The sequence below is a fragment of the Bacteroides sp. 1001136B_160425_E2 genome (genome assembly GCF_015559655.1).
GTDB classification, from domain to species: Bacteria; Bacteroidota; Bacteroidia; order Bacteroidales; family Bacteroidaceae; genus Bacteroides; species Bacteroides luhongzhouii.
The window spans coordinates 237944-259027 of the sequence record NZ_JADMQH010000007.1 but is presented as its reverse complement, the minus strand read 5'-3'; the positions used below and the strand labels follow the sequence as shown (position 1 = coordinate 259027).

Sequence of the window (21084 nt, the reverse complement as noted above, 5' to 3'; positions counted from 1 at the left end):
AACGGGCGAAAATACACATTTTGAACTGAAAAATAGTTAAGTTTGCAGTTAAATAATGTACCTGCAGCCAATTTGCGAATGGTAAACAGCTAAATCGTAAACAATAATGATGAATTGGAACCAATTAATATCAGCTAAACGTTTCGGAATGGAAGAATTCCATGAAGAGCGACAGGAAAATCGATCGGAGTTTCAACGGGACTATGACCGTCTCATTTTTTCGGCTCCTTTCCGCAGATTACAGAACAAAACGCAAGTATTCCCTCTACCGGGCAGCGTTTTTGTGCACAACAGGCTTACACACAGCCTTGAAGTCTCCAGCGTCGGCCGTTCACTCGGCAATGATGTAGCCAAAGCGCTTCTGGAACGTCAACCGGAACTTCAGGATTCTTTCCTGCCGGAGATCGGCTCTGTCGTTGCTGCCGCTTGCCTGGCACACGATTTGGGCAATCCGCCCTTCGGCCATTCAGGCGAGCAAGCCATTTCCACCTTTTTCTCCGAAGGGAAAGGGCTGCGTCTGAAAGAGAAACAGCCGAACGGTGAGCAACTTTCTCCGATGGAATGGGAAGATTTGACACATTTTGAAGGAAATGCAAATGCATTCCGGATACTGACACATCAGTTTGAAGGACGTCGCAAAGGCGGATTCGTCCTGACATATACCACTTTGGCTTCTATCGTGAAATATCCCTTTTCATCGAGTCTTGCGGGTACCAAATCGAAGTTTGGTTTCTTCGTCAGCGAAGAAGAAAGCTTCCAAAAAATAGCAACCGAATTAGGGCTGACTCTGCTCAACGAGCATCCTTTAAAGTACGCACGCCATCCATTAGTCTATTTAGTTGAAGCTGCGGACGACATCTGTTACCAAATGATGGATATTGAGGATGCATACAAGCTGAAGCTTCTCACCACAGAAGAAACCAAGGAACTGTTAATGTCCTATTTCAGCGAAGAACGACAGGGGCATCTCCGGAAAACATTCCAGATTGTCAACGACATCAATGAACAAATCGCTTATTTGCGTTCTTCCGTTATCGGTTTACTGATCCGGGAGTGCACTCGTGTCTTTGTGGATCATGAACAGGAACTGTTATCCGGTACATTCGAGGGAACACTCATCAAACGCATTGCCGAACGTCCGGCGGCAGCCTATAAACACTGCGCCGAGGTATCCATGAAGAAAATTTACCGTTCGCGGGACGTACTGGATATTGAGCTGGCCGGTTTTCGCGTCATCAGCACCCTGCTTGAATTAATGATAGATGCTGTAACCTCACCGGAAGAAGCTTATTCCAAACTCCTGATTGACCGAGTTTCCAGCCAATACAATATAAAATCGCCCGTACTCTATGAAAGAATACAGGCGGTACTTGATTATATATCGGGAATGACCGACGTCTTTGCTCTTGATCTTTATCGTAAAATTAACGGGAACAGTCTGCCTGCGGTGTAACCACTTTAGGAGTAAAAACCTCTTCCCCTTCACAAGAAGACAACCTCAACGCATCCGGATGGCTTTCAATAAACGTCTGGATGTGTCGAATTCGTTTATCTTCAAGAATCTCGTCTACAGCAATCAGGATACCGGTTTCTTCCACATCACCGAACTCGTAATTGACTGCTGTTCCGAACATGCGCATCGTAGGGCTTAAACTCATATACGCATTTACCAACGGAGGAATATTATATCCCAATTTACGGATTTCACAATTCAATATTTTATAGTCCTCTTTAAAAGTATTCTTGCAGAACAATGCGTTCAACTCTTCTTCGGAAGTCTCAAGCTGCAGAGGCTCAATCGGAGTAACAAGCTTCTCTTTGTCATAAAAATGTTTCTTAAGGAAATGAAGAATCATATCACGGCCACGACGATGATAGCTAGGATACATGGTCACTTTGCCAAAGAAGTATTTCACATTCGGCATAACTACGGTCAACGCTCCCAACCCATCCCACAGGTTATCCAAAGCGAACAATCCTTTGCTTCCGGCACGGGTAGACTGATATTCTAACGTAACAAACGAACGCCCCAACTCAATTGTCTGCGGCAGGTATTCCTTAATAAAAGCATCAGAAAAATGAAACATGTGGGAAGTTGCCAGAATTGGCGCGCCTTTTTCATCAAAACGCACGTCCGTACCAAGCAGATACCGGTAACCACCCAGAATTTCTTCCGCTTCCGGATTCCATACGATCAACTGCTTATAAGGATGCTCCATCGTATCATATTCATCGATATCCATTGACAGACCTGTTCCTCCACCAGCAGCACGGAAAGCTATTTCACGCAAACGACCAATTTCTCTCATTACATTAGGAGCATTCTGATGAGTAATAATATAAATCTGATTATTACTCTTATTCGTCATTCGTAAGCGTTTGTCTTCCGTCAATTCTGCCTTCAGCAGTTCTTTGCTTACCGGTTTAATAATCTCTTCCATATTCCTTGTTATAGTTGTTCTATCAGTTACAGTTTATAAACAATATCTTTTACGTATTCAGCCCACTGTGCAGGGGTTTTCGATTTATCGAAAGTCTGCCAAGGTATGGGTTTGCCAAAAGTGACAGTAAAAGTTTTGTGGCGATTCTTAAACATTTCATCCGCAAGATACAACATAGCGATGTTAAACTTAATACCCAATGCCTTGCATATATTTGCCAGGTTGTAAAAGAAATCAGAATTTCTACCGCCGAAACGCACAGGTATTACATCACGTTTTGCTTGTATGCTTTTTACTATAAATGTCTTTTTCCATTCCAGGTCACGAATGACTCCATTCTGACGACGCGAACACAGTCCGGCAGGAAACATTATCAGCTGATCATCGGACTGGAATCCGGCCTCCACCATTTTCGGGAAGTCTTTTGCCTGTTTGCCGGTTTTATTAATAGGAATACAAAGGGGAGCTAACCCGCGAAGATTCATCAATAAATCATTCACTAGGTATTTCACTTTCCCATCATAGTGTTTTCCTAACACATAACCAAGCGCAACACCGTCCTGTCCGCCTAACGGATGATTAGAAACAAAAGTATACAGACCATCCTTAGGCAAATTTTCAATGCCTTTCACGTCCACTTTCGCATCCAGAAAATCCATACATGCCTCCAGAAAGTCCACACCCAATCTACCCTTCGACTCATTCAGGAATACATTAATTTCATCCTGATGAACAATTTTCTTCAGATAAGAAACCACGAATTTAGGGATGTACTTATAATGCTTCGGAGCCTTTGTCCGAAGTATCTTATCGACATCAATCAAAAATAAAGAGTCATCAGTCATTCTTTTCAAATAAAAATGATGGCACAAAATTAACGGTTCTTTTTTATTAATCGCAATAATTTGGTAGAAAATGCAGGATTTAAGTTCAGAAGATAAAAAAATACCACCCAAAAACTATCAAAAACAACCTAAAAACTATCCGAAGATAGTTTTCGGGTATAAAAACGTCGGATTTCCCCCTATCGGGTTTCAGAAATTCACGTAAACTTGCAACATCGAAAATAACAAACGAATATTCACCTTTAAAAAGCAACACATATGAAAAGTTTAAGCTTCAGAAAAGATTTAGTAGGAGTACAAGATGAATTACTACGCTTCGCTTACAAACTGACAACTGACCGTGAAGAAGCAAACGATTTGTTGCAGGAGACATCATTAAAAGCATTAGATAATGAAGATAAATATACCCCTGATACAAACTTCAAAGGATGGATGTATACCATCATGCGCAACATATTCATAAATAACTACCGCAAGGTAGTTCGCGACCAGACATTCGTCGATCAGACGGATAATCTTTATCATCTGAATTTACCACAGGACGGAAGTTCAGAAAGCACAGAAAGAGCATACGACCTGAAAGAGATGCACCGTGTAGTCAACAAACTCCCCAAAGAATACAGAGTTCCGTTCGCCATGCACGTTTCAGGATTCAAATACCGTGAGATTGCGGAAAAGCTGAACCTCCCGCTAGGCACAGTAAAGAGCCGTATTTTCTTCACGCGCCAGAAATTACAGGAAGAATTGAAAGACTTCCGCTAGACCTTAACTATATAAATTGGTGATCTCGGATCACATACTTCTTTAATACAGATTTTAGTTTTGATAATGATTAAAAGGCAGAAATACTCCGGTATATTCTGCCTTTTCTTTTATTACTAAAATTAGTTGCACGACACCCGGGTCTCAACACCTACAACACCCGGGTCTCAATGGGTCCGACACCCGGGTGTCAGGTATGATGAGACCCGGGTGTCGGACAAATTCCTATTGCATCAAAAGAAGTCTTCACTACCCTATTATTTAAAATTCACCTATACAGACATTTTTTCCCGTTTTACTGCCATAACTCCCCCACCAGCAGACTACTCTCAAAGCCGCATCATTTTCAAGCAAATAGACATTTAACATTCTGTTGAAAACTTCTCTGAAAGTTTTTTATGGAAAGTTGTGGGGAATTGTGGGGAATTTCATACTTTTACGGTCGCTTATTATAATAAGGTAATGATACGTTTTTTAGGAAATATTGAAGCCAGGGCGGACGCCAAAGGAAGGGTGTTCATACCCGCTACCTTCAGGAAGCAGCTACAAGCAGCTTCCGAAGAAAGGCTTATTATGCGCAAAGACGTATTTCAGGACTGTTTGACCCTGTACCCCGAGAGCGTGTGGAACGAGGAGTTGAACGAGCTTCGCAGCAGGCTGAACAAATGGAACAGCAAACACCAACTCATTTTCAGACAGTTTGTGAGCGACGTTGAAGTGGTGACACCTGACAGCAACGGACGTATATTAATCCCGAAACGATATTTGCAGATTTGCAGCATCCATGGGGATATACGCTTTATCGGCATCGACAACAAGATAGAGATCTGGGCGAAAGAGCGGGCAGAACAGCCTTTCATGCCGCCCGAAGAGTTCGGTGCAGCATTAGAAGAAATTATGAACGATGATAATAGACAAGATGGAGAAAGATGAATTGACATATCATGTACCTGTATTGCTGAAAGAAAGCGTTGACGGGATGAATATCCAGCCGGACGGAACGTATGTAGACGTAACATTCGGAGGAGCGGGACATTCGCGCGAAATACTTTCACGACTCGGAGAAGGCGGACGCCTGCTGGGATTCGACCAAGACGAGGACGCTGAAAGGAACATTGTCAACGACCCTCATTTCATCTTTGTGCGCAGCAACTTCCGTTACCTGCAAAATTTCCTGCGCTACCACGACATTGAACAGGTGGATTCGATCCTGGCTGACCTCGGTGTATCGTCCCATCATTTCGATGATAGCGAACGCGGCTTTTCTTTCCGTTTTGACGGAGCGCTGGATATGCGTATGAACAAGCGTGCCGGAATTACAGCAGCAGACATCGTGAATACTTACGAGGAAGAACGTCTTGCAAACCTCCTCTACCTGTACGGAGAGCTGAAAAACAGCCGCAAACTGGCTTCTGTCATCGTCAAAGCCAGAAGCGGACAATACATCCGGACCATCGGCGAGTTTCTGGAAATCATCAAACCGCTTTTCGGTCGTGAACGCGAAAAGAAAGAACTGGCAAAAGTGTTCCAGGCGCTACGGATCGAAGTAAATCAAGAGATGGAAGCGCTGAAGGAGATGTTACAGGCAGCAACGAAAGCTTTAAAGCCGGGCGGCAGACTGGTGGTAATCACTTATCATTCATTGGAAGACCGCATGGTGAAAAACATCATGAAGACAGGAAACATAGAAGGAAAAGCAGAAACCGACTTCTTCGGAAATTTGCAAACGCCTTTCCGGCTTGTCAACAATAAGGTAATCGTTCCCGATGAAGCAGAAATAGAACGAAACCCACGGTCGAGAAGTGCCAAATTACGAATTGCAGAAAAGAAATAGAAAGATATGGAAGAAGAAGTAGTAAATAAGAAAACAGAAGAGGGCAAGAAGAAAAAACGCACCTCTCTGAAGAGTATTCTGGGTGGAGACATTCTGGCTACCGATTTTTTCCGCCGTCAAACGAAGTTGCTGGTACTTATCATGGTATTCATCATCTTCTACATTCACAATCGTTATGCCAGTCAACAGCAACAGATCGAAATAGACCGGCTGAAAAAGGAATTGACAGACATTAAATACGATGCACTGACTCGCAGCTCGGAGCTGATGGAAAAGAGCCGCCAGTCACGCATTGAAGATTATATATCGAGTAAGGAAAGCGATTTGCAAACATCAACCAATCCTCCTTACCTTATTAAATAGATGATAGCGGATAGTTGATAAATGATAGTTAAGCGTTTAAAAGACAAATACTGTGGCAGTTAATAAAAAGAACATAATGACCCGTTACTTCTTCGTCATCCTGTTGATGGCGTTGATAGGAGTAGCTATTGTTGTAAAAGCAGGCATCACCATGTTTGCTGAACGACAATACTGGCAGGATGTGGCTGACCGTTTCGTAAAAGAGAATGTGACGGTAAAACCTAATCGTGGAAACATTATTTCTTCTGACGGTAAACTGATGGCCAGCTCTCTGCCCGAGTACAGAATATATATGGACTTTATGTCCGGTGAAAAGGATGAAAAACGCAGGCAGAAAGATCAGGCACGCCGGGATTCCATCCTCAATGCCAATATGGATTCAATCTGTATCGGACTTCACAAGATATTCCCGGACAAGAGTGCGGCTCAATTCAAGGCACACCTCAAGAAAGGACGCCAGGCAAAAAGCCGCAATTATCTGATTTATCCGAAACGTATCTCCTATATACAATATAAAGAGGTAAAGAGACTGCCTGTATTCTGTTTGAACCGCTATAAAGGCGGATTCAAAGAACAGGCTTACAATCAGCGCAAGAAACCTTTCGGTTCACTGGCTGCCCGTACGCTGGGAGATGTGTATGCAGATACTGCCAAAGGAGCCAGAAATGGCATCGAACTTGCTTTCGACACCATCCTGAAAGGACGGGACGGACTGACGCACCGCCAGAAGGTAATGAACAAATACCTGAACATTGTTGATGTGCCACCGGTTGACGGTTGTGATCTTATTAGTACCATCGACGTAGGTATGCAGGATATTTGCGAGAAAGCATTGGTGGACAAGTTGAAAGAGCTGAATGCCAGTGTAGGCGTGGTGGTATTGATGGAAGTAGCTACCGGAGAAGTAAAGGCTATCGTCAACATGATGCAAGGCAAAGACGGCGGATATTACGAAATGCGCAACAATGCCATCAGCGATATGCTTGAACCGGGGTCTACTTTCAAGACGGCCTCTATCATGGTAGCTCTTGAAGACGGCAAGATCACTCCGGACTATGTGGTAGACACCGGCAACGGACAGATGCCAATGTACGGACGTGTCATGAAAGACCACAACTGGCACCGTGGAGGATATGGAAAGCTGACTGTTACTGAAATTCTGGGAGTTTCGTCCAACGTCGGTACCTCTTATATTATAGATCATTTCTATGGCAGCAATCCACAGAAGTTCGTAGACGGGTTGAAACGGATGAGTATTGACCAACCGCTCCACCTGCAGATTTCAGGAGAAGGAAAGCCGAATATCCGTGGTCCGAAAGAACGTTATTTTGCGAAGACCACTTTGCCGTGGATGAGTATCGGATACGAGACACAGGTTCCTCCGATCAATATTCTTACATTCTACAATGGAATAGCCAATAATGGAGTCAGCGTGCGTCCGAAGTTTGTTAAAGCTGCCATAAAAGACGGGGAAGTCGTGAAAGAATACCCGACGGAAGTTATCAATCCTAAAATCTGTTCGGATAAGACCCTGGCACAGATTCGTGAAATACTCCGGAAAGTGGTCGGTGAAGGACTTGCCAAGCCTGCGGGAAGCAAGCAGTTCCACGTTTCAGGTAAAACGGGAACAGCACAGATTTCACAAGGAGCAGCCGGATACAAGACGGGAAGAACGAACTACCTGGTTAGTTTCTGCGGATATTTCCCGTCAGAGGCGCCTAAATATAGTATGATTGTCTCTATTCAGAAACCGGGTTTGCCGGCTTCGGGAGGTTTGATGGCAGGTAGTGTATTCAGCAAGATTGCAGAAAGAGTGTATGCCAAAGACCTGCGATTGCCGCTTACCAACGCGATTGATACCAATTCCGTAGTCATTCCGAATGTAAAAGCCGGAGAGATGCGCGAAACACAACGGGTGTTGGAAGAGCTGGAGATTAATATACAGGGAAAAGTAGCCGATTCGGGAAAAGAAGTGTGGGGAAATACACACTCCGCCCCGCAAGCTGTGGTTCTTGAAAGCCGGAGCAATATGCAGAATTTTGTGCCGAGTGTAATAGGAATGGGAGCGAAAGATGCTGTCTACTTGTTGGAAAGTAAAGGATTGAAAGTCAATCTGGTCGGAGTGGGCAAAGTAAAAAGCCAGTCGATAGCCAACGGGACCATCGTAAAGAAGGGACAGACGGTGACGCTGACGCTAAAGTAAAAATTAAAGATTAAAAATTAAATAGAGTGATGTTATTAAAGGAGTTACTGAAAGCGATCCAACCGGTAGAGGTAGCCGGAGATTCAGACATAGAAATCACCGGAGTCAATATTGACTCCCGTCTAGTGGAAGCCGGCCAACTATTCATGGCAATGCGCGGCACGCAAGCCGACGGTCATGCCTACATACCTGCTGCCATAGCTAAAGGAGCTACCGCTATTCTTTGTGAAAATATGCCGGAAGAGCCTGTTGCGGGGATCACTTATATACAAGTAAAAGACAGTGAAGATGCGGTAGGAAAGATTGCTACTACTTTCTACGGCGACCCGACTTCCAAAATGGAATTGGTTGGCGTTACCGGAACGAACGGAAAAACAACAATCGCTACCTTATTATATAATACATTCCGTTATTTCGGATATAAGGTAGGATTGATTTCTACTGTTTGCAATTATATCGACGATGAGCCGATTCCGACAGAGCATACCACGCCTGATCCCATCACGCTGAACCGTCTATTGGGACGAATGGCGGATGAAGGATGCAAATATGTTTTCATGGAAGTCAGTTCACACTCTATTGCACAGAAACGTATCAGTGGACTAAAGTTTGCAGGAGGTATCTTTACCAATCTGACCCGCGACCATCTCGACTATCATAAAACGGTAGAGAACTATCTGAAAGCGAAGAAGACGTTCTTTGACGAGCTGCCCAAGAATGCGTTCAGTCTGACCAATCTTGACGATAAGAACGGACTGGTGATGACACAGAACACACGTTCTAAAGTCCATACTTATTCATTGAGAAGCCTTTGCGACTTTAAAGGGCGGGTGTTGGAGTCTCATTTTGAAGGGATGTTGCTCGACTTCAACAACCATGAGCTGGCAGTTCAGTTTATCGGTAAGTTCAATGCTTCCAATTTGCTGGCAGTATTCGGGGCAGCCGTTCTGTTAGGCAAGAAAGAAGAAGAGGTGCTTGTGGCCCTTAGCACGCTTCATCCGGTAGCCGGACGCTTCGACGCGGTCCGTTCGCCGCAGGGAGTTACAGCGATTGTAGATTATGCGCATACTCCGGATGCTCTTATTAATGTATTGAATGCCATACATGGAGTACTTGAAGGAAAAGGAAAAGTGATTACAGTGGTAGGTGCCGGCGGTAACCGTGACAAGGGCAAACGCCCCATCATGGCAAAGGAAGCTGCCAAGGCCAGCGACCGCGTCATCATCACTTCAGACAATCCGCGCTTCGAAGAGCCGCAAGACATCATCAACGACATGCTCGCCGGACTGGATGCGGAGGACATGAAGAAAACGCTAAGCATTGCCGACCGTAAAGAAGCGATTCGCACGGCTTGCATGCTGGCAGAAAAAGGAGATGTAATCCTCGTCGCCGGAAAAGGACACGAGAATTACCAGGAGATAAAAGGAGTAAAACATCATTTTGACGATAAAGAAGTACTCAAAGAAATTTTTAAATAATGAATAGATTGTGCTAATATGCCGACTGGCTCCGGTATTCATCCGGCAGAAGCGGCATAGCAACACATCAATAAATTGGCAAGTTATTTATGTTATATTATCTATTTGAATGGCTGCAGAAGCTCAATTTTCCAGGAGCGGGAATGTTCGGATATACTTCATTCCGTGCTTTGATGGCGGTTATCCTCGCGTTACTTATTTCAAGTATCTGGGGAGATAAGTTCATCAACCTACTCAAAAGGAAACAAATCACAGAAACGCAGCGTGATGCTAAAACAGACCCGTTCGGCGTCAACAAAGTAGGCGTACCGAGCATGGGAGGTGTTATCATCATTGTAGCCATCCTGATCCCTTGTTTGTTGTTGGGTAAACTGCATAATATATATATGATACTGATGCTGATTACCACCGTATGGCTGGGATCACTCGGATTCGCAGACGACTACATCAAAATCTTCAAAAGAGACAAAGAGGGTTTGCATGGCAAGTTCAAGATTATCGGTCAGGTCGGTTTAGGTTTAATTGTCGGAATGACTCTGTATCTTAGTCCGGACGTAGTGATTCGCGAGAATATCGAAGTTCATAATCCGGGACAGGAGATGGAAGTGATACATGGAACGAATGACCTGAAATCGACCCAGACAACGATTCCTTTTTTCAAGAGCAATAACCTTGATTATGCCGATCTGGTTTCTTTCATGGGCGAGCATGCACAAACAGCCGGATGGATCTTGTTCGTCATCGTTACAATCATCGTGGTTACCGCCGTATCAAACGGGGCCAACCTCAATGACGGTATGGACGGAATGGCGGCCGGAAACTCGGCCATTATCGGTGCGACGCTAGGAATATTGGCGTACGTATCGTCGCATATCGAGTTCGCAGGCTATCTGAACATCATGTATATTCCGGGCTCGGAAGAACTGGTAATCTATATCTGTGCCTTCATCGGTGCGCTTATCGGTTTCTTATGGTACAACGCTTATCCGGCACAAGTATTTATGGGAGACACAGGTAGCCTCACCATTGGCGGTATCATCGCCGTGTTCGCCATCATCATCCACAAAGAGCTGCTGATACCGATTCTTTGCGGTGTATTTCTGGTAGAAAATCTGTCGGTAATCCTGCAACGGGCTTATTATAAGGCAGGAAAGCGGAAAGGTGTAAAACAACGTTTGTTCAAGCGCACACCGATTCACGATCATTTCCGTACTTCGATGAGTCTGATTGAGCCGGGATGTACGGTGAAATTCACCAAGCCCGACCAACTGTTCCACGAATCAAAGATTACTGTCCGTTTTTGGATTGTAACCATTGTATTGGCAGCAATAACAATTATAACGCTAAAAATAAGATAGAGAGTATTAACCCGATTATTAACTTTTAAAAGATGTGCGCAGCTAATAGATAAATCAGTCGATTAGAAAACAAGGGCACATTATTGTAGATGAAAAGAATTGTAATTTTAGGAGCTGGCGAAAGCGGCGCAGGTGCAGCCGTACTCGCAAAAGTCAAAGGATTTGAGACGTTTGTTTCGGACATGTCCGCCATCAAGGACAAGTACAAGGAACTTCTCGACAGCCATCATATTGCCTGGGAAGAAGGACACCATACCGAAGAACTCATTCTGAATGCCGACGAGGTTATCAAAAGCCCCGGTATCCCGAATGATGCCCCGATCATCCTGAAACTGAAAGCTCAAGGCACACCGGTGATCTCCGAGATTGAGTTTGCCGGACGCTATACTGATGCCAAAATGATCTGTATTACAGGTTCTAACGGGAAGACTACAACGACTTCCCTGATCTACCATATTTTCAAAAGCGCAGGTCTGAACGTAGGTTTGGCAGGCAACATCGGCAAAAGTCTTGCTTTGCAGGTAGCCGAAGATTACCATGACTATTATATTATCGAACTTAGCTCTTTCCAGCTGGATAATATGTATAACTTCCGTGCGAACATCGCCGTATTGATGAACATCACTCCAGACCATCTTGATCGCTACGACCACTGTATGCAGAATTACATCGACGCTAAATTCCGCATTACCCAAAACCAAACTCCGGACGATGCTTTCATCTTCTGGAATGACGACCCGATCATCAAACAGGAACTGGCGAAACACGGTCTGAAAGCTCACCTGTATCCTTTTGCCGCTGTAAAAGAAGATGGAGCTATCGCATACGTAGAAGATCACGAAGTGAAAATCACCGAACCGATTGCCTTCAACATGGAGCAGGAGGAACTGGCTCTGACAGGACAACATAACCTATACAACTCTTTAGCCGCCGGCATCTCGGCAAACCTTGCTGGCATCGCCAAAGAAAACATCCGTAAAGCCCTCTCCGACTTCAAGGGAGTAGAACATCGGTTGGAAAAGGTGGCACGTGTCCGCGGAATTGATTTCATTAACGACTCTAAAGCAACGAATGTCAACTCCTGCTGGTATGCCCTGCAAAGCATGACTACCAAAACGGTATTGATTCTCGGTGGTAAAGATAAAGGCAACGACTATACTGAAATTGAAGACCTGGTACGCGAAAAGTGTTCGGCACTGGTATACCTTGGGCTTCATAACGAAAAGCTTCACGAATTCTTCGATCGTTTCGGCCTGCCCGTAGCAGACGTACAAACCGGAATGAAGGACGCCGTAGAAGCTGCCTACAAACTGGCAAAGAAAGGTGAAACGGTATTATTGAGCCCCTGCTGCGCCTCTTTCGACCTCTTCAAGAGCTATGAAGACCGTGGCGACCAGTTTAAGGAATGTGTCCGTGCCCTTTAATTTCTAATTATTAATTTTTTAAATTGCTACAAGATTGGATTTATTAAAGAACATATTCAAAGGTGACAAGGTAATCTGGATTATCTTCCTCTGTCTCTGCCTCATCTCGATTATCGAGGTGTTCTCGGCAGCGTCGACGCTGACTTACAAAAGTGGCGACCACTGGGGACCGATTACACAACACTCCATCATCCTGATGGTAGGTGCTGTGGTAGTAGTGTTTCTGCATAATGTTCCCTACAAATGGTTCCAGGTATTTCCGGTCTTTCTGTATCCGGTTTCTCTGGTTCTATTGGCGTTTGTCACGCTGATGGGTATCATCACAGGGGACCGTGTCAACGGGGCAGCCCGCTGGATGACCTTTATGGGATTACAGTTCCAGCCCTCGGAATTGGCAAAGATGGCGGTTATCATTGCCGTCTCATTCATCCTGTCCAAAAGGCAGGACGAATACGGAGCCAACCCGAACGCCTTCAAATATATCATGATCCTCACCGGACTGGTATTTCTGCTCATCGCGCCGGAAAACCTTTCGACAGCGATGCTACTCTTCGGAGTGGTCTTCCTGATGATGTTCATCGGGCGGGTATCTGCGAAGAAACTGTTCGGAATGTTGGGTATATTGGCGCTTGCGGGCGGTGTTGCCGTCGGTGTACTGATGGCTATTCCCGCCAAAACACTACATAACACTCCGGGACTTCACCGCTTCGAAACATGGCAGAATCGTATTTCCGGCTTCTTTGAGAAAGAGGAAGTACCGGCTGCCAAGTTTGATATTGACAAAGACGCGCAGATTGCGCATGCACGCATCGCCATTGCTACCAGCCATGTAGTCGGCAAAGGTCCGGGAAACTCGATACAGCGTGACTTCCTTAGTCAGGCATTCTCCGATTTTATCTTTGCGATTGTGATTGAAGAAATGGGACTGGTAGGAGGAATATTTGTGGTGTTCCTCTATCTATGGTTGCTGATGCGAGCCGGACGAATCGCCCAGAAATGCGAGCGGACCTTCCCCGCCTTTCTCGTCATGGGTATTGCGCTGCTATTAGTATCGCAGGCAATACTGAATATGATGGTTGCCGTCGGATTATTCCCCGTCACGGGACAGCCCCTGCCTTTGGTCAGCAAAGGAGGTACAAGTACGTTAATCAACTGCGCTTATATTGGTATGATATTAAGCGTAAGCCGATATACCGCTCATCTGGAAGAACAGAAAGCGCACGATGCACAGATCCAACTGCAATTAGAAGCGGATGCAGCAGCAAGTTCCGAGGCACAGACTGCTGCCGAACCGACAGCACAGATTCTGAACAGCGATGCCAAGTTTGAGGATGAGCATGACAGTAGTAACAATGAGCGGTAAACGTTGAGAAAGACAGAAGAAAACATTATGATGGAAAAAGAACTTAGAATTATCATCAGCGGTGGAGGAACAGGAGGGCATATCTTTCCTGCCGTCTCTATCGCAAACGCTATAATAGAGTTACGCCCCGACGCAGAAATTCTCTTTGTAGGTGCTGAAGGACGTATGGAAATGCAACGGGTTCCCGACGCAGGTTACCGGATTATCGGGCTTCCGATAGCCGGGTTCGACCGCAAACGTTTATGGAAAAATGTATCTGTATTGATAAAACTGATGCGCAGCCAGTGGAAAGCACGCAAAGTTATCAAGGACTTCCGTCCACAAGTGGCGGTAGGCGTAGGCGGATATGCAAGCGGACCGACACTAAAGACTGCCGGAATGATGGGAATACCGACATTAATTCAGGAACAAAACTCTTATGCCGGAGTTACCAATAAACTTCTGGCACAGAAAGCAAAGGTGATCTGTGTAGCTTATGACGGAATGGAAAAGTTCTTCCCTGCCGACAAGATTATCATGACGGGGAATCCTGTCCGCCAAAACCTGACAAAGGATATGCCGTCTAAAGAAGAAGCATTGCGTTCTTTCAACTTACAACCGGGTAAAAAGACGATTCTGATTGTAGGCGGCAGTCTGGGTGCACGTACCATCAACAATACGCTGATCTCCGGACTGGCAACCATCAAAGAAAATACGGATGTGCAATTCATCTGGCAAACGGGCAAATACTATTACCCGCAAGTGAAAGAAGCTGTAAAAGCGGCAGGAACACTTCCGAATTTATATGTAACGGATTTCATCAAAGACATGGCAGCCGCTTATGCAGCCGCCGATCTTGTTATTTCCCGTGCGGGAGCAGGTTCTATTTCAGAATTCTGCCTGTTACATAAACCTGTTATCTTAGTGCCTTCGCCCAATGTGGCGGAAGATCACCAAACAAAGAATGCCTTAGCATTGGTGGACAAACAGGCAGCTATCTACGTCAAAGACAGTGAAGCGGAAACAACCCTGATGGATGTAGCATTATCCACCGTCAATGACGAACAGAAGCTGAAAGAACTGACAGAGAATATCGCTAAACTGGCTTTGCCCGATTCTGCGAGAATCATCGCACAGGAGGTCATCAAGCTGGCAGAAGTGAAGAACTGATAAACAGGAGTAAAGAATAGACAAATAGATTATCGGATTGCACAAAGTGAAGTAGCGGCATAGCCCTCCGGATCAAATGACGTAATCCGTACTAAAATAAAAAACAGAAGAAATGAATATAGAAACGATAAAATCAGTCTATTTCGTAGGTGCCGGCGGCATCGGTATGAGTGCACTTGTACGTTACTTCCTCTTTAAAGGAAAGGCAGTAGCCGGATACGACCGTACCCCTACTCCATTGACTGAAACCCTGATCGCTGAAGGTGCACAAATACATTATGAAGAAAACGTCGACCTGATTCCCGAAGCCTGCAAAGACAAGGAAAGCACGTTAGTCATATACACGCCCGCCGTTCCGCAGGAACATGAAGAACTCGTTTATTTCCGCAACAACGGATTCGAAATACAGAAACGCGCCCAAGTATTGGGAACGATTACACATTCGAGCAAAGGTCTGTGCGTGGCAGGTACTCACGGTAAAACAACCACATCGACGATGACAGCCCATCTGTTACACCAGTCGCACGTGGAATGTACCGCTTTTCTCGGAGGAATCTCAAAGAACTACGGCACCAACCTGTTGCTCTCTCAAACAAGCCCTTACACGGTGATTGAAGCGGATGAATTCGACCGTTCTTTCCACTGGCTGTCGCCCTATATGACTGTAATCACGTCTACCGACCCCGATCATCTGGATATCTACGGCACAGAACAAGCCTACCTGGAAAGTTTCGAACATTATACCACGCTTATCCAACCGGATGGCGCACTGATTATCCGCAAAGGCATCGCCCTGCAACCCAAAGTGCAGCCGGGCGTTCGTGTCTATACTTACTCACGTGACGAGGGCGACTTCCATGCAGAAAACATCCGTATCGGAAACGGAGAGATATTCATCGACTTTGTTGCCCCGGACACCCGTATCAACGACATCCAACTGGGAATTCCGGTTAGTATCAACATAGAAAACGGCGTAGCCGCCATGGCATTGGCACACCTTAACGGGGTGACCGATGAGGAAATAAAAAGAGGCATGGCTAGTTTCCGCGGAGTAGACCGCCGGTTCGACTTCAAGATCAAGAACGACCGTATCGTCTTTTTGAGTGACTACGCCCACCACCCCTCTGAAATCAAGCAGAGTGTGTTGTCCATGCGCGAACTTTACAAGGACAAGAAGATCACAGCCATCTTCCAGCCGCATCTCTATACCCGTACCCGCGACTTCTATCAGGATTTTGCAGATAGCCTGTCGCTACTCGACGAAGTGATTCTGGTAGACATCTATCCGGCACGTGAAGCACCGATTCCGGGAGTCACCAGCAAACTGATTTATGATAATCTCCGTCCGGGCATTGAAAAAAGTATGTGCAAAAAAGAAGATATACTGAACATTCTGAAAGATAAAAACATTGAAGTATTAATCACTTTGGGGGCTGGAGACATTGACAACTATGTCCCTGAAATAAAGGAACTATTAGAAAAGAAGATCAATAAATAATAATCCGGCCATCTGTCCGAAACAGTGCAGCCATTTTAATTTTTAATCTTTAATTTTTAATTATGATTAAAAGAATCCTTCTATCCATCGTCATGCTGGTGCTTATAGCCTACCTCGCCGTAGCTATCACCGCATTCAACCGCAAGCCTGCCGACCAGACCTGCCGTGACATGGAATTGGTTATCAAGGATACCGCGTACGCCGGCTTCATCACCAAAGAAGAGCTGAAAGGTATCCTTCAGCACAAAGGGATCTACCCCATCGGGAAGAAGATGGAGCGTATCTCTACCAAGTCACTGGAACGGGAATTAAGCAAACATCCGTTGATTGACGAAGCCGAATGTTACAAAACACCCAGCGGCAAAGTATGCGTGGAAGTGACACAACGTATTCCTATTCTTCGGGTGATGAGCTCCAACGGTCAGAATTACTACCTTGACAACAAAGGAACCATCATGCCACCGGATGCAAAATGCGTCGCTCACCGGGTAATTGTCACCGGAAACGTAGAAAAGTCGTTTGCAATGAAGGATTTATATAAGTTTGGTGTATTTTTGCATAATAATAAATTCTGGGACGCCCAGATAGAACAGATTCACGTGTTGCCCGACCAGAACATCGAATTGGTGCCGCGTGTGGGAGACCATCTCGTCTATCTCGGAAAACTGGAAAACTTTGAAGATAAACTGGCACGTTTGAAGAAGTTCTACAAGAAAGGACTCAACCGGGTAGGCTGGAATAAATATTCACGCATCAACCTCGAATTCAATAACCAGATTATCTGCACAAAACGAGAGTAGGTAATAGTTGATAATCGATAGTTGACAGATGAGGAGTGAACAATCTTTTTTCAATCGTAAATTATAAATCGTAAAATCGTAAATAAATATATATGGCAACAACAGAATTTATCGCCGCTATTGAACTTGGTTCATCGAAGATAACCGGTGTGGCCGGAAGAAAGAACAGTGACGGAAGCATGCAGGTATTAGCCTATGCCCAGGAAGACTCTTCTACGTTTATTCGTAAAGGAGTAATTTTCAATCTGGACAAGACAGCGCAAAGCCTGACCTCGATCATCAACAGACTGGAAGGTGAGTTGAAAAACTCAATTGCCAAGGTATATGTAGGCATCGGCGGACAATCACTCCGCACAGTTCGCAATGTAGTAAGCCGCGACCTGGAGGAAGAAGCCATCATATCCGAAGAACTTGTAAGCGCTATCGGTGATGAAAACATTGCCATCCCGGTGGTTGATATGGATATATTGGACGTAGCTCCACAAGAATACAAAGTGGGCAATAATCTGCAAGCCAATCCGGTAGGCTTGGTAGGAAGCCATATTGAAGGACGTTTCCTCAACATCGTTGCCCGTGCTTCCGTACGCAAGAATCTGGAGCATTGCTTCCAGCAGGCAAAAATCGACATTGCCGACCAGCTGATCGCCCCGTTAGTAACAGCCAACGCCGTACTGACAGAAAGCGAACGCCGTTCGGGTTGTGCATTGATCGACTTCGGAGCAGATACGACTACCATCTCCGTATATAAGAATAACATCCTTCGCTTCCTCACCGTATTACCTTTGGGAGGCAACAGTATCACGCGTGACATCACCACCCTGCAAATGGAAGAGGAAGAAGCCGAACGCCTGAAAAAAGCCTACGGTGACGCCCTCTACGAAGAAGACCCCGAAGAAGAGGAAGAAGCTACCTGCAAACTGGACGATGACAACCGTATCATCAAAGTGGCAGACCTTAATAATATCATCGAAGCCCGTGCTGAAGAAATCATTGCCAACGTATGGAACCAGATTCAGCTATCCGGCTACGAAGACAAACTGCTGGCAGGACTTATCCTGACAGGAGGAGCCGCCAACCTGAAGAACTTGGACGAAACCTTGCGCAAACGCAGCAAGATAGAAAAGATACGGATGGCGAAACTTCCGCGCAATACGGTCCATGCACCCAGCAATATACTAAAAAAAGACGGTTCACAGAACACATTGTTCGGTCTCCTGTTTGAAGGTAACCAAAACTGTTGCCTGACTGAAAGCACTCCGCAAGTTGCTACCCCTGCACCGTCAGTCTCCAAACCGGAGCCGGAAGTGCATAGGACCGCAGACATGTTTGAGGACGACCAAGAGCTGAAGGAACAGGCCCGCATCGCCCGCCTCAAGAAAGAGGAAGAAGAGCGTGAAGCCAAGTTAGCTGCCAAAGAAGCGGAGAAACTTCGCAAGCAAAAGGAAAAGGAAGAGAAAGAAAGACGGAAAAGAGAAGCCGGTCCGAGCTGGATTCAGCGCAAGATCGACTCGTTGACGAAAGAAATCTTCTCCGACGACGATATGAAGTAACCGTCATCCGCTTGTTAATCAATATTCATAATTCGTAATTCATAATTCAATCAAGATATGGACGAGATAGTACAATTCGATTTCCCGACAGATTCACCGAAGATCATCAAAGTGATTGGTGTAGGTGGTGGTGGTGGTAACGCTGTAAACCACATGTACCGGGAAGGCATCCATGATGTAACGTTCGTTCTTTGTAACACGGACAACCAGGCATTGGCCGAATCACCTGTCCCGGTGAAACTGCAACTGGGCCGTAGCATCACGCAAGGGCTTGGAGCCGGCAACCGTCCCGAACGGGCACGCGACGCCGCCGAAGAAAGTATAGAAGATATCAGAAACCAACTGAACGACGGCACCAAGATGGTATTCATCACCGCCGGAATGGGAGGAGGAACCGGCACAGGAGCTGCACCGGTCATCGCCCGCATTGCGAAGGAAATGGATATTCTGACTGTCGGCATCGTCACCATCCCTTTTATCTTCGAAGGAGAAAAGAAAATCATCCAGGCACTGGACGGCGTCGAACGTATCGCCCAGCATGTTGATGCCCTATTGGTTATCAACAACGAACGCCTGCGCGAAATATACGCCGACCTTACCTTCATGAATGCCTTCGGCAAAGCCGATGACACTCTTTCCATCGCTGCCAAGAGTATTGCCGAGATTATCACCATGCGTGGTACGGTCAACCTCGACTTTGCTGATGTGAAAACTATTCTGAAAGATGGCGGAGTAGCTATCATGAGTACCGGATTCGGTGAAGGAGAAAACCGTGTGACGAAAGCAATCGACGATGCCCTGCATTCTCCGCTGCTCAACAACAACGATATTTTCAATGCCAAGAAGGTTATGTTGAACGTTTCTTTCTGCCCGTCATCCGAACTGATGATGGAAGAAATGAACGAGATACACGAGTTCATGAGCAAATTCCGCGAAGGAGTGGAAGTGATCTGGGGTGTTGCCATCGACAACTCATTGGAGACAAAAGTAAAGATCACCGTATTGGCAACCGGATTCGGTGTAGAAGACGTCCCCGGAATGGACAGCCTGCACGCTGCACGCAGCCAGGAAGAGGAAGAACGCCAACTGCAACTGGAAGAGGAAAAAGAGAAGAACAAGGAACGCATCCGCAAGGCATACGGCGAAAGCGCCAGCAATATCGGAAGCAAGAGTCTCCGCAAACGCCGCCACATCTATCTTTTCAACATGGAAGATTTGGACAACGACGATATCATCGCCATGGTGGAAGATTCTCCTACGTACATGCGTGATAAGACAACTCTTACCAAAATCCGGACGAAAGCTGCACTGGAAGAGGAAGTGGCAACGGAAGAAGCCACGGATGATAATGGCGTGATTACATTCTAAACAAAGAGCTTAAGAACGAAAATTATAGCCCCGCGGAATCAGACCTCAGTTATAATTTTTAATCTTTAATATTTAATTATAATAGTATGGATTTATTCGATCAAGTCAGCGAAGACATTAAAAACGCAATGAAGGCGAAAGATAAAGTAGCCCTTGAAACCTTGAGAAATATAAAGAAGTTCTTCCTCGAAGCTAAGACAGCTCCGGGAGCTAACGATATATTGACAGATGACGCAGCTCTGAAGATTATCCAGAAACTTGTAAAACAAGGAAAAGATTCTGCTGAAATCTATATCGGACAGGGTCGTCAGGATTTGGCGGAAGTAGAATTGGGTCAGGTAGCCGTTATGGAAAAATACCTGCCGAAACAGATGACTGCCGAAGAACTGGAAGCTGCTTTGAAGGAAATTATCGCAGAGACAGGTGCTACGAGCGGCAAAGATATGGGTAAGGTCATGGGAGTTGCCTCCAAGAAGTTGGCAGGACTTGCAGAAGGACGTGCCATTTCCGCAAAAGTAAAAGAGCTTTTGGGATAACTTCCGGCACTTTTACAGAAGACTTTAGTTCAATTTTATCTTGCACCTTACACTAGCCAAAGTTTATATATTTGATTAATAGCAGTATAAACCTGTGCAAGATACCGTTGCA

Annotated in this window: 18 protein-coding genes; 16 read left to right on the top strand and 2 right to left on the bottom strand. The window is 45.5% G+C overall.

Going from position 1 to position 21084, the window contains the following annotated elements:
* The first annotated feature begins 106 nt into the window (after window positions 1-106).
* Window positions 107-1453 (top strand): deoxyguanosinetriphosphate triphosphohydrolase, encoded by a 1347-nt coding sequence (locus tag I2I04_RS09260; RefSeq protein ID WP_143256836.1) that lies wholly within the window; start codon window positions 107-109, stop codon window positions 1451-1453.
* Here I2I04_RS09260 and I2I04_RS09255 read toward each other — a convergent pair.
* Both I2I04_RS09255 and I2I04_RS09250 read right to left on the bottom strand, forming a co-directional pair.
* Window positions 1425-2441: a GNAT family N-acetyltransferase gene (locus tag I2I04_RS09255; RefSeq protein ID WP_143256835.1), complete on the bottom strand. Its 1017-nt coding sequence runs from the start codon at window positions 2439-2441 to the stop codon at window positions 1425-1427. The two genes, I2I04_RS09260 and I2I04_RS09255, sit on opposite strands and share 29 nt — an antisense overlap.
* Window positions 2442-2467: 26 nt before the next feature.
* Complete coding sequence (locus I2I04_RS09250) at window positions 2468-3286, bottom strand: 1-acyl-sn-glycerol-3-phosphate acyltransferase (RefSeq protein ID WP_195470094.1); 819 nt, start codon at window positions 3284-3286, stop codon at window positions 2468-2470.
* A 258-nt stretch (window positions 3287-3544) separates the two neighbouring features.
* Here I2I04_RS09250 and I2I04_RS09245 point away from each other — a divergent pair, with 258 nt between their 5' ends.
* The 15 genes from I2I04_RS09245 (at window position 3545) to I2I04_RS09175 (ending at window position 20972) form a co-directional block, all read left to right on the top strand.
* Window positions 3545-4048, top strand: a complete 504-nt coding sequence (locus I2I04_RS09245; protein WP_004315377.1) for an RNA polymerase sigma factor — start codon at window positions 3545-3547, stop codon at window positions 4046-4048.
* Between the two features lie 462 nt (window positions 4049-4510).
* Window positions 4511-4981 (top strand): division/cell wall cluster transcriptional repressor MraZ, encoded by a 471-nt coding sequence (gene mraZ, locus I2I04_RS09240; RefSeq protein ID WP_015532169.1) that lies wholly within the window; start codon window positions 4511-4513, stop codon window positions 4979-4981.
* Complete coding sequence (rsmH, locus tag I2I04_RS09235; RefSeq protein WP_143257082.1) at window positions 4968-5882, top strand: 16S rRNA (cytosine(1402)-N(4))-methyltransferase RsmH; 915 nt, start codon at window positions 4968-4970, stop codon at window positions 5880-5882. The genes mraZ and rsmH overlap by 14 nt, the downstream gene beginning before the upstream one ends.
* A gap of 6 nt (window positions 5883-5888) precedes the next feature.
* Window positions 5889-6245, top strand: a complete 357-nt coding sequence (locus tag I2I04_RS09230; protein WP_143256833.1) for an FtsL-like putative cell division protein — start codon at window positions 5889-5891, stop codon at window positions 6243-6245.
* 76 nt (window positions 6246-6321) lie between these two features.
* Complete coding sequence (locus tag I2I04_RS09225; RefSeq protein ID WP_143257081.1) at window positions 6322-8448, top strand: penicillin-binding protein; 2127 nt, start codon at window positions 6322-6324, stop codon at window positions 8446-8448.
* 29 nt (window positions 8449-8477) lie between these two features.
* Window positions 8478-9926 carry a UDP-N-acetylmuramoyl-L-alanyl-D-glutamate--2,6-diaminopimelate ligase gene (locus I2I04_RS09220; protein ID WP_195654872.1) on the top strand — a complete coding sequence of 483 codons (1449 nt, stop codon included), beginning with the start codon at window positions 8478-8480 and terminating at the stop codon, window positions 9924-9926.
* Between the two features lie 89 nt (window positions 9927-10015).
* Window positions 10016-11284 (top strand): phospho-N-acetylmuramoyl-pentapeptide-transferase, encoded by a 1269-nt coding sequence (locus I2I04_RS09215; protein ID WP_143256832.1) that lies wholly within the window; start codon window positions 10016-10018, stop codon window positions 11282-11284.
* Window positions 11285-11373: 89 nt separating this feature from the next.
* Window positions 11374-12708, top strand: a complete 1335-nt coding sequence (murD, locus tag I2I04_RS09210) for a UDP-N-acetylmuramoyl-L-alanine--D-glutamate ligase (protein WP_143256831.1) — start codon at window positions 11374-11376, stop codon at window positions 12706-12708.
* Window positions 12709-12742: 34 nt separating this feature from the next.
* On the top strand, window positions 12743-14071 hold the full coding sequence (locus I2I04_RS09205; protein WP_143256830.1) for an FtsW/RodA/SpoVE family cell cycle protein: 1329 nt from the start codon (window positions 12743-12745) through the stop codon (window positions 14069-14071).
* A gap of 30 nt (window positions 14072-14101) precedes the next feature.
* Window positions 14102-15220 (top strand): undecaprenyldiphospho-muramoylpentapeptide beta-N-acetylglucosaminyltransferase, encoded by a 1119-nt coding sequence (gene murG, locus I2I04_RS09200; protein WP_195654871.1) that lies wholly within the window; start codon window positions 14102-14104, stop codon window positions 15218-15220.
* 112 nt (window positions 15221-15332) lie between these two features.
* Window positions 15333-16718 carry a UDP-N-acetylmuramate--L-alanine ligase gene (gene murC, locus I2I04_RS09195; RefSeq protein ID WP_195654861.1) on the top strand — a complete coding sequence of 462 codons (1386 nt, stop codon included), beginning with the start codon at window positions 15333-15335 and terminating at the stop codon, window positions 16716-16718.
* Between the two features lie 62 nt (window positions 16719-16780).
* Window positions 16781-17518, top strand: coding sequence for a cell division protein FtsQ/DivIB (locus tag I2I04_RS09190; RefSeq protein WP_195470092.1), 738 nt, complete (start codon window positions 16781-16783; stop codon window positions 17516-17518).
* 92 nt (window positions 17519-17610) lie between these two features.
* Window positions 17611-19068 (top strand): cell division protein FtsA, encoded by a 1458-nt coding sequence (gene ftsA, locus I2I04_RS09185; protein WP_143256827.1) that lies wholly within the window; start codon window positions 17611-17613, stop codon window positions 19066-19068.
* Between the two features lie 57 nt (window positions 19069-19125).
* Window positions 19126-20436 carry a cell division protein FtsZ gene (gene ftsZ, locus I2I04_RS09180; RefSeq protein ID WP_143256826.1) on the top strand — a complete coding sequence of 437 codons (1311 nt, stop codon included), beginning with the start codon at window positions 19126-19128 and terminating at the stop codon, window positions 20434-20436.
* Between the two features lie 86 nt (window positions 20437-20522).
* On the top strand, window positions 20523-20972 hold the full coding sequence (locus tag I2I04_RS09175; protein ID WP_055235118.1) for a GatB/YqeY domain-containing protein: 450 nt from the start codon (window positions 20523-20525) through the stop codon (window positions 20970-20972).
* Window positions 20973-21084: the final 112 nt, after the last annotated feature.

Bases quoted from the DNA above. Each gene is read 5' to 3' on its own strand.
- I2I04_RS09260 (WP_143256836.1), top strand. From the start codon at position 107: ATGATGAATTGGAACCAATTAATATCAGCTAAACGTTTCGGAATGGAA.
- ftsA (WP_143256827.1), top strand. From the start codon at position 17,611: ATGGCAACAACAGAATTTATCGCCGCTATTGAACTTGGTTCATCGAAG.
- rsmH (WP_143257082.1), top strand. From the start codon at position 4,968: ATGGAGAAAGATGAATTGACATATCATGTACCTGTATTGCTGAAAGAA.
- I2I04_RS09175 (WP_055235118.1), top strand. From the start codon at position 20,523: ATGGATTTATTCGATCAAGTCAGCGAAGACATTAAAAACGCAATGAAG.
- I2I04_RS09245 (WP_004315377.1), top strand. From the start codon at position 3,545: ATGAAAAGTTTAAGCTTCAGAAAAGATTTAGTAGGAGTACAAGATGAA.
- I2I04_RS09230 (WP_143256833.1), top strand. From the start codon at position 5,889: ATGGAAGAAGAAGTAGTAAATAAGAAAACAGAAGAGGGCAAGAAGAAA.
- I2I04_RS09190 (WP_195470092.1), top strand. From the start codon at position 16,781: ATGATTAAAAGAATCCTTCTATCCATCGTCATGCTGGTGCTTATAGCC.
- I2I04_RS09215 (WP_143256832.1), top strand. From the start codon at position 10,016: ATGTTATATTATCTATTTGAATGGCTGCAGAAGCTCAATTTTCCAGGA.
- I2I04_RS09225 (WP_143257081.1), top strand. From the start codon at position 6,322: ATGACCCGTTACTTCTTCGTCATCCTGTTGATGGCGTTGATAGGAGTA.
- mraZ (WP_015532169.1), top strand. From the start codon at position 4,511: ATGATACGTTTTTTAGGAAATATTGAAGCCAGGGCGGACGCCAAAGGA.
- I2I04_RS09220 (WP_195654872.1), top strand. From the start codon at position 8,478: ATGTTATTAAAGGAGTTACTGAAAGCGATCCAACCGGTAGAGGTAGCC.
- murD (WP_143256831.1), top strand. From the start codon at position 11,374: ATGAAAAGAATTGTAATTTTAGGAGCTGGCGAAAGCGGCGCAGGTGCA.
- I2I04_RS09255 (WP_143256835.1), bottom strand. From the start codon at position 2,441: ATGGAAGAGATTATTAAACCGGTAAGCAAAGAACTGCTGAAGGCAGAA.
- ftsZ (WP_143256826.1), top strand. From the start codon at position 19,126: ATGGACGAGATAGTACAATTCGATTTCCCGACAGATTCACCGAAGATC.
- I2I04_RS09250 (WP_195470094.1), bottom strand. From the start codon at position 3,286: ATGACTGATGACTCTTTATTTTTGATTGATGTCGATAAGATACTTCGG.
- murC (WP_195654861.1), top strand. From the start codon at position 15,333: ATGAATATAGAAACGATAAAATCAGTCTATTTCGTAGGTGCCGGCGGC.
- murG (WP_195654871.1), top strand. From the start codon at position 14,102: ATGGAAAAAGAACTTAGAATTATCATCAGCGGTGGAGGAACAGGAGGG.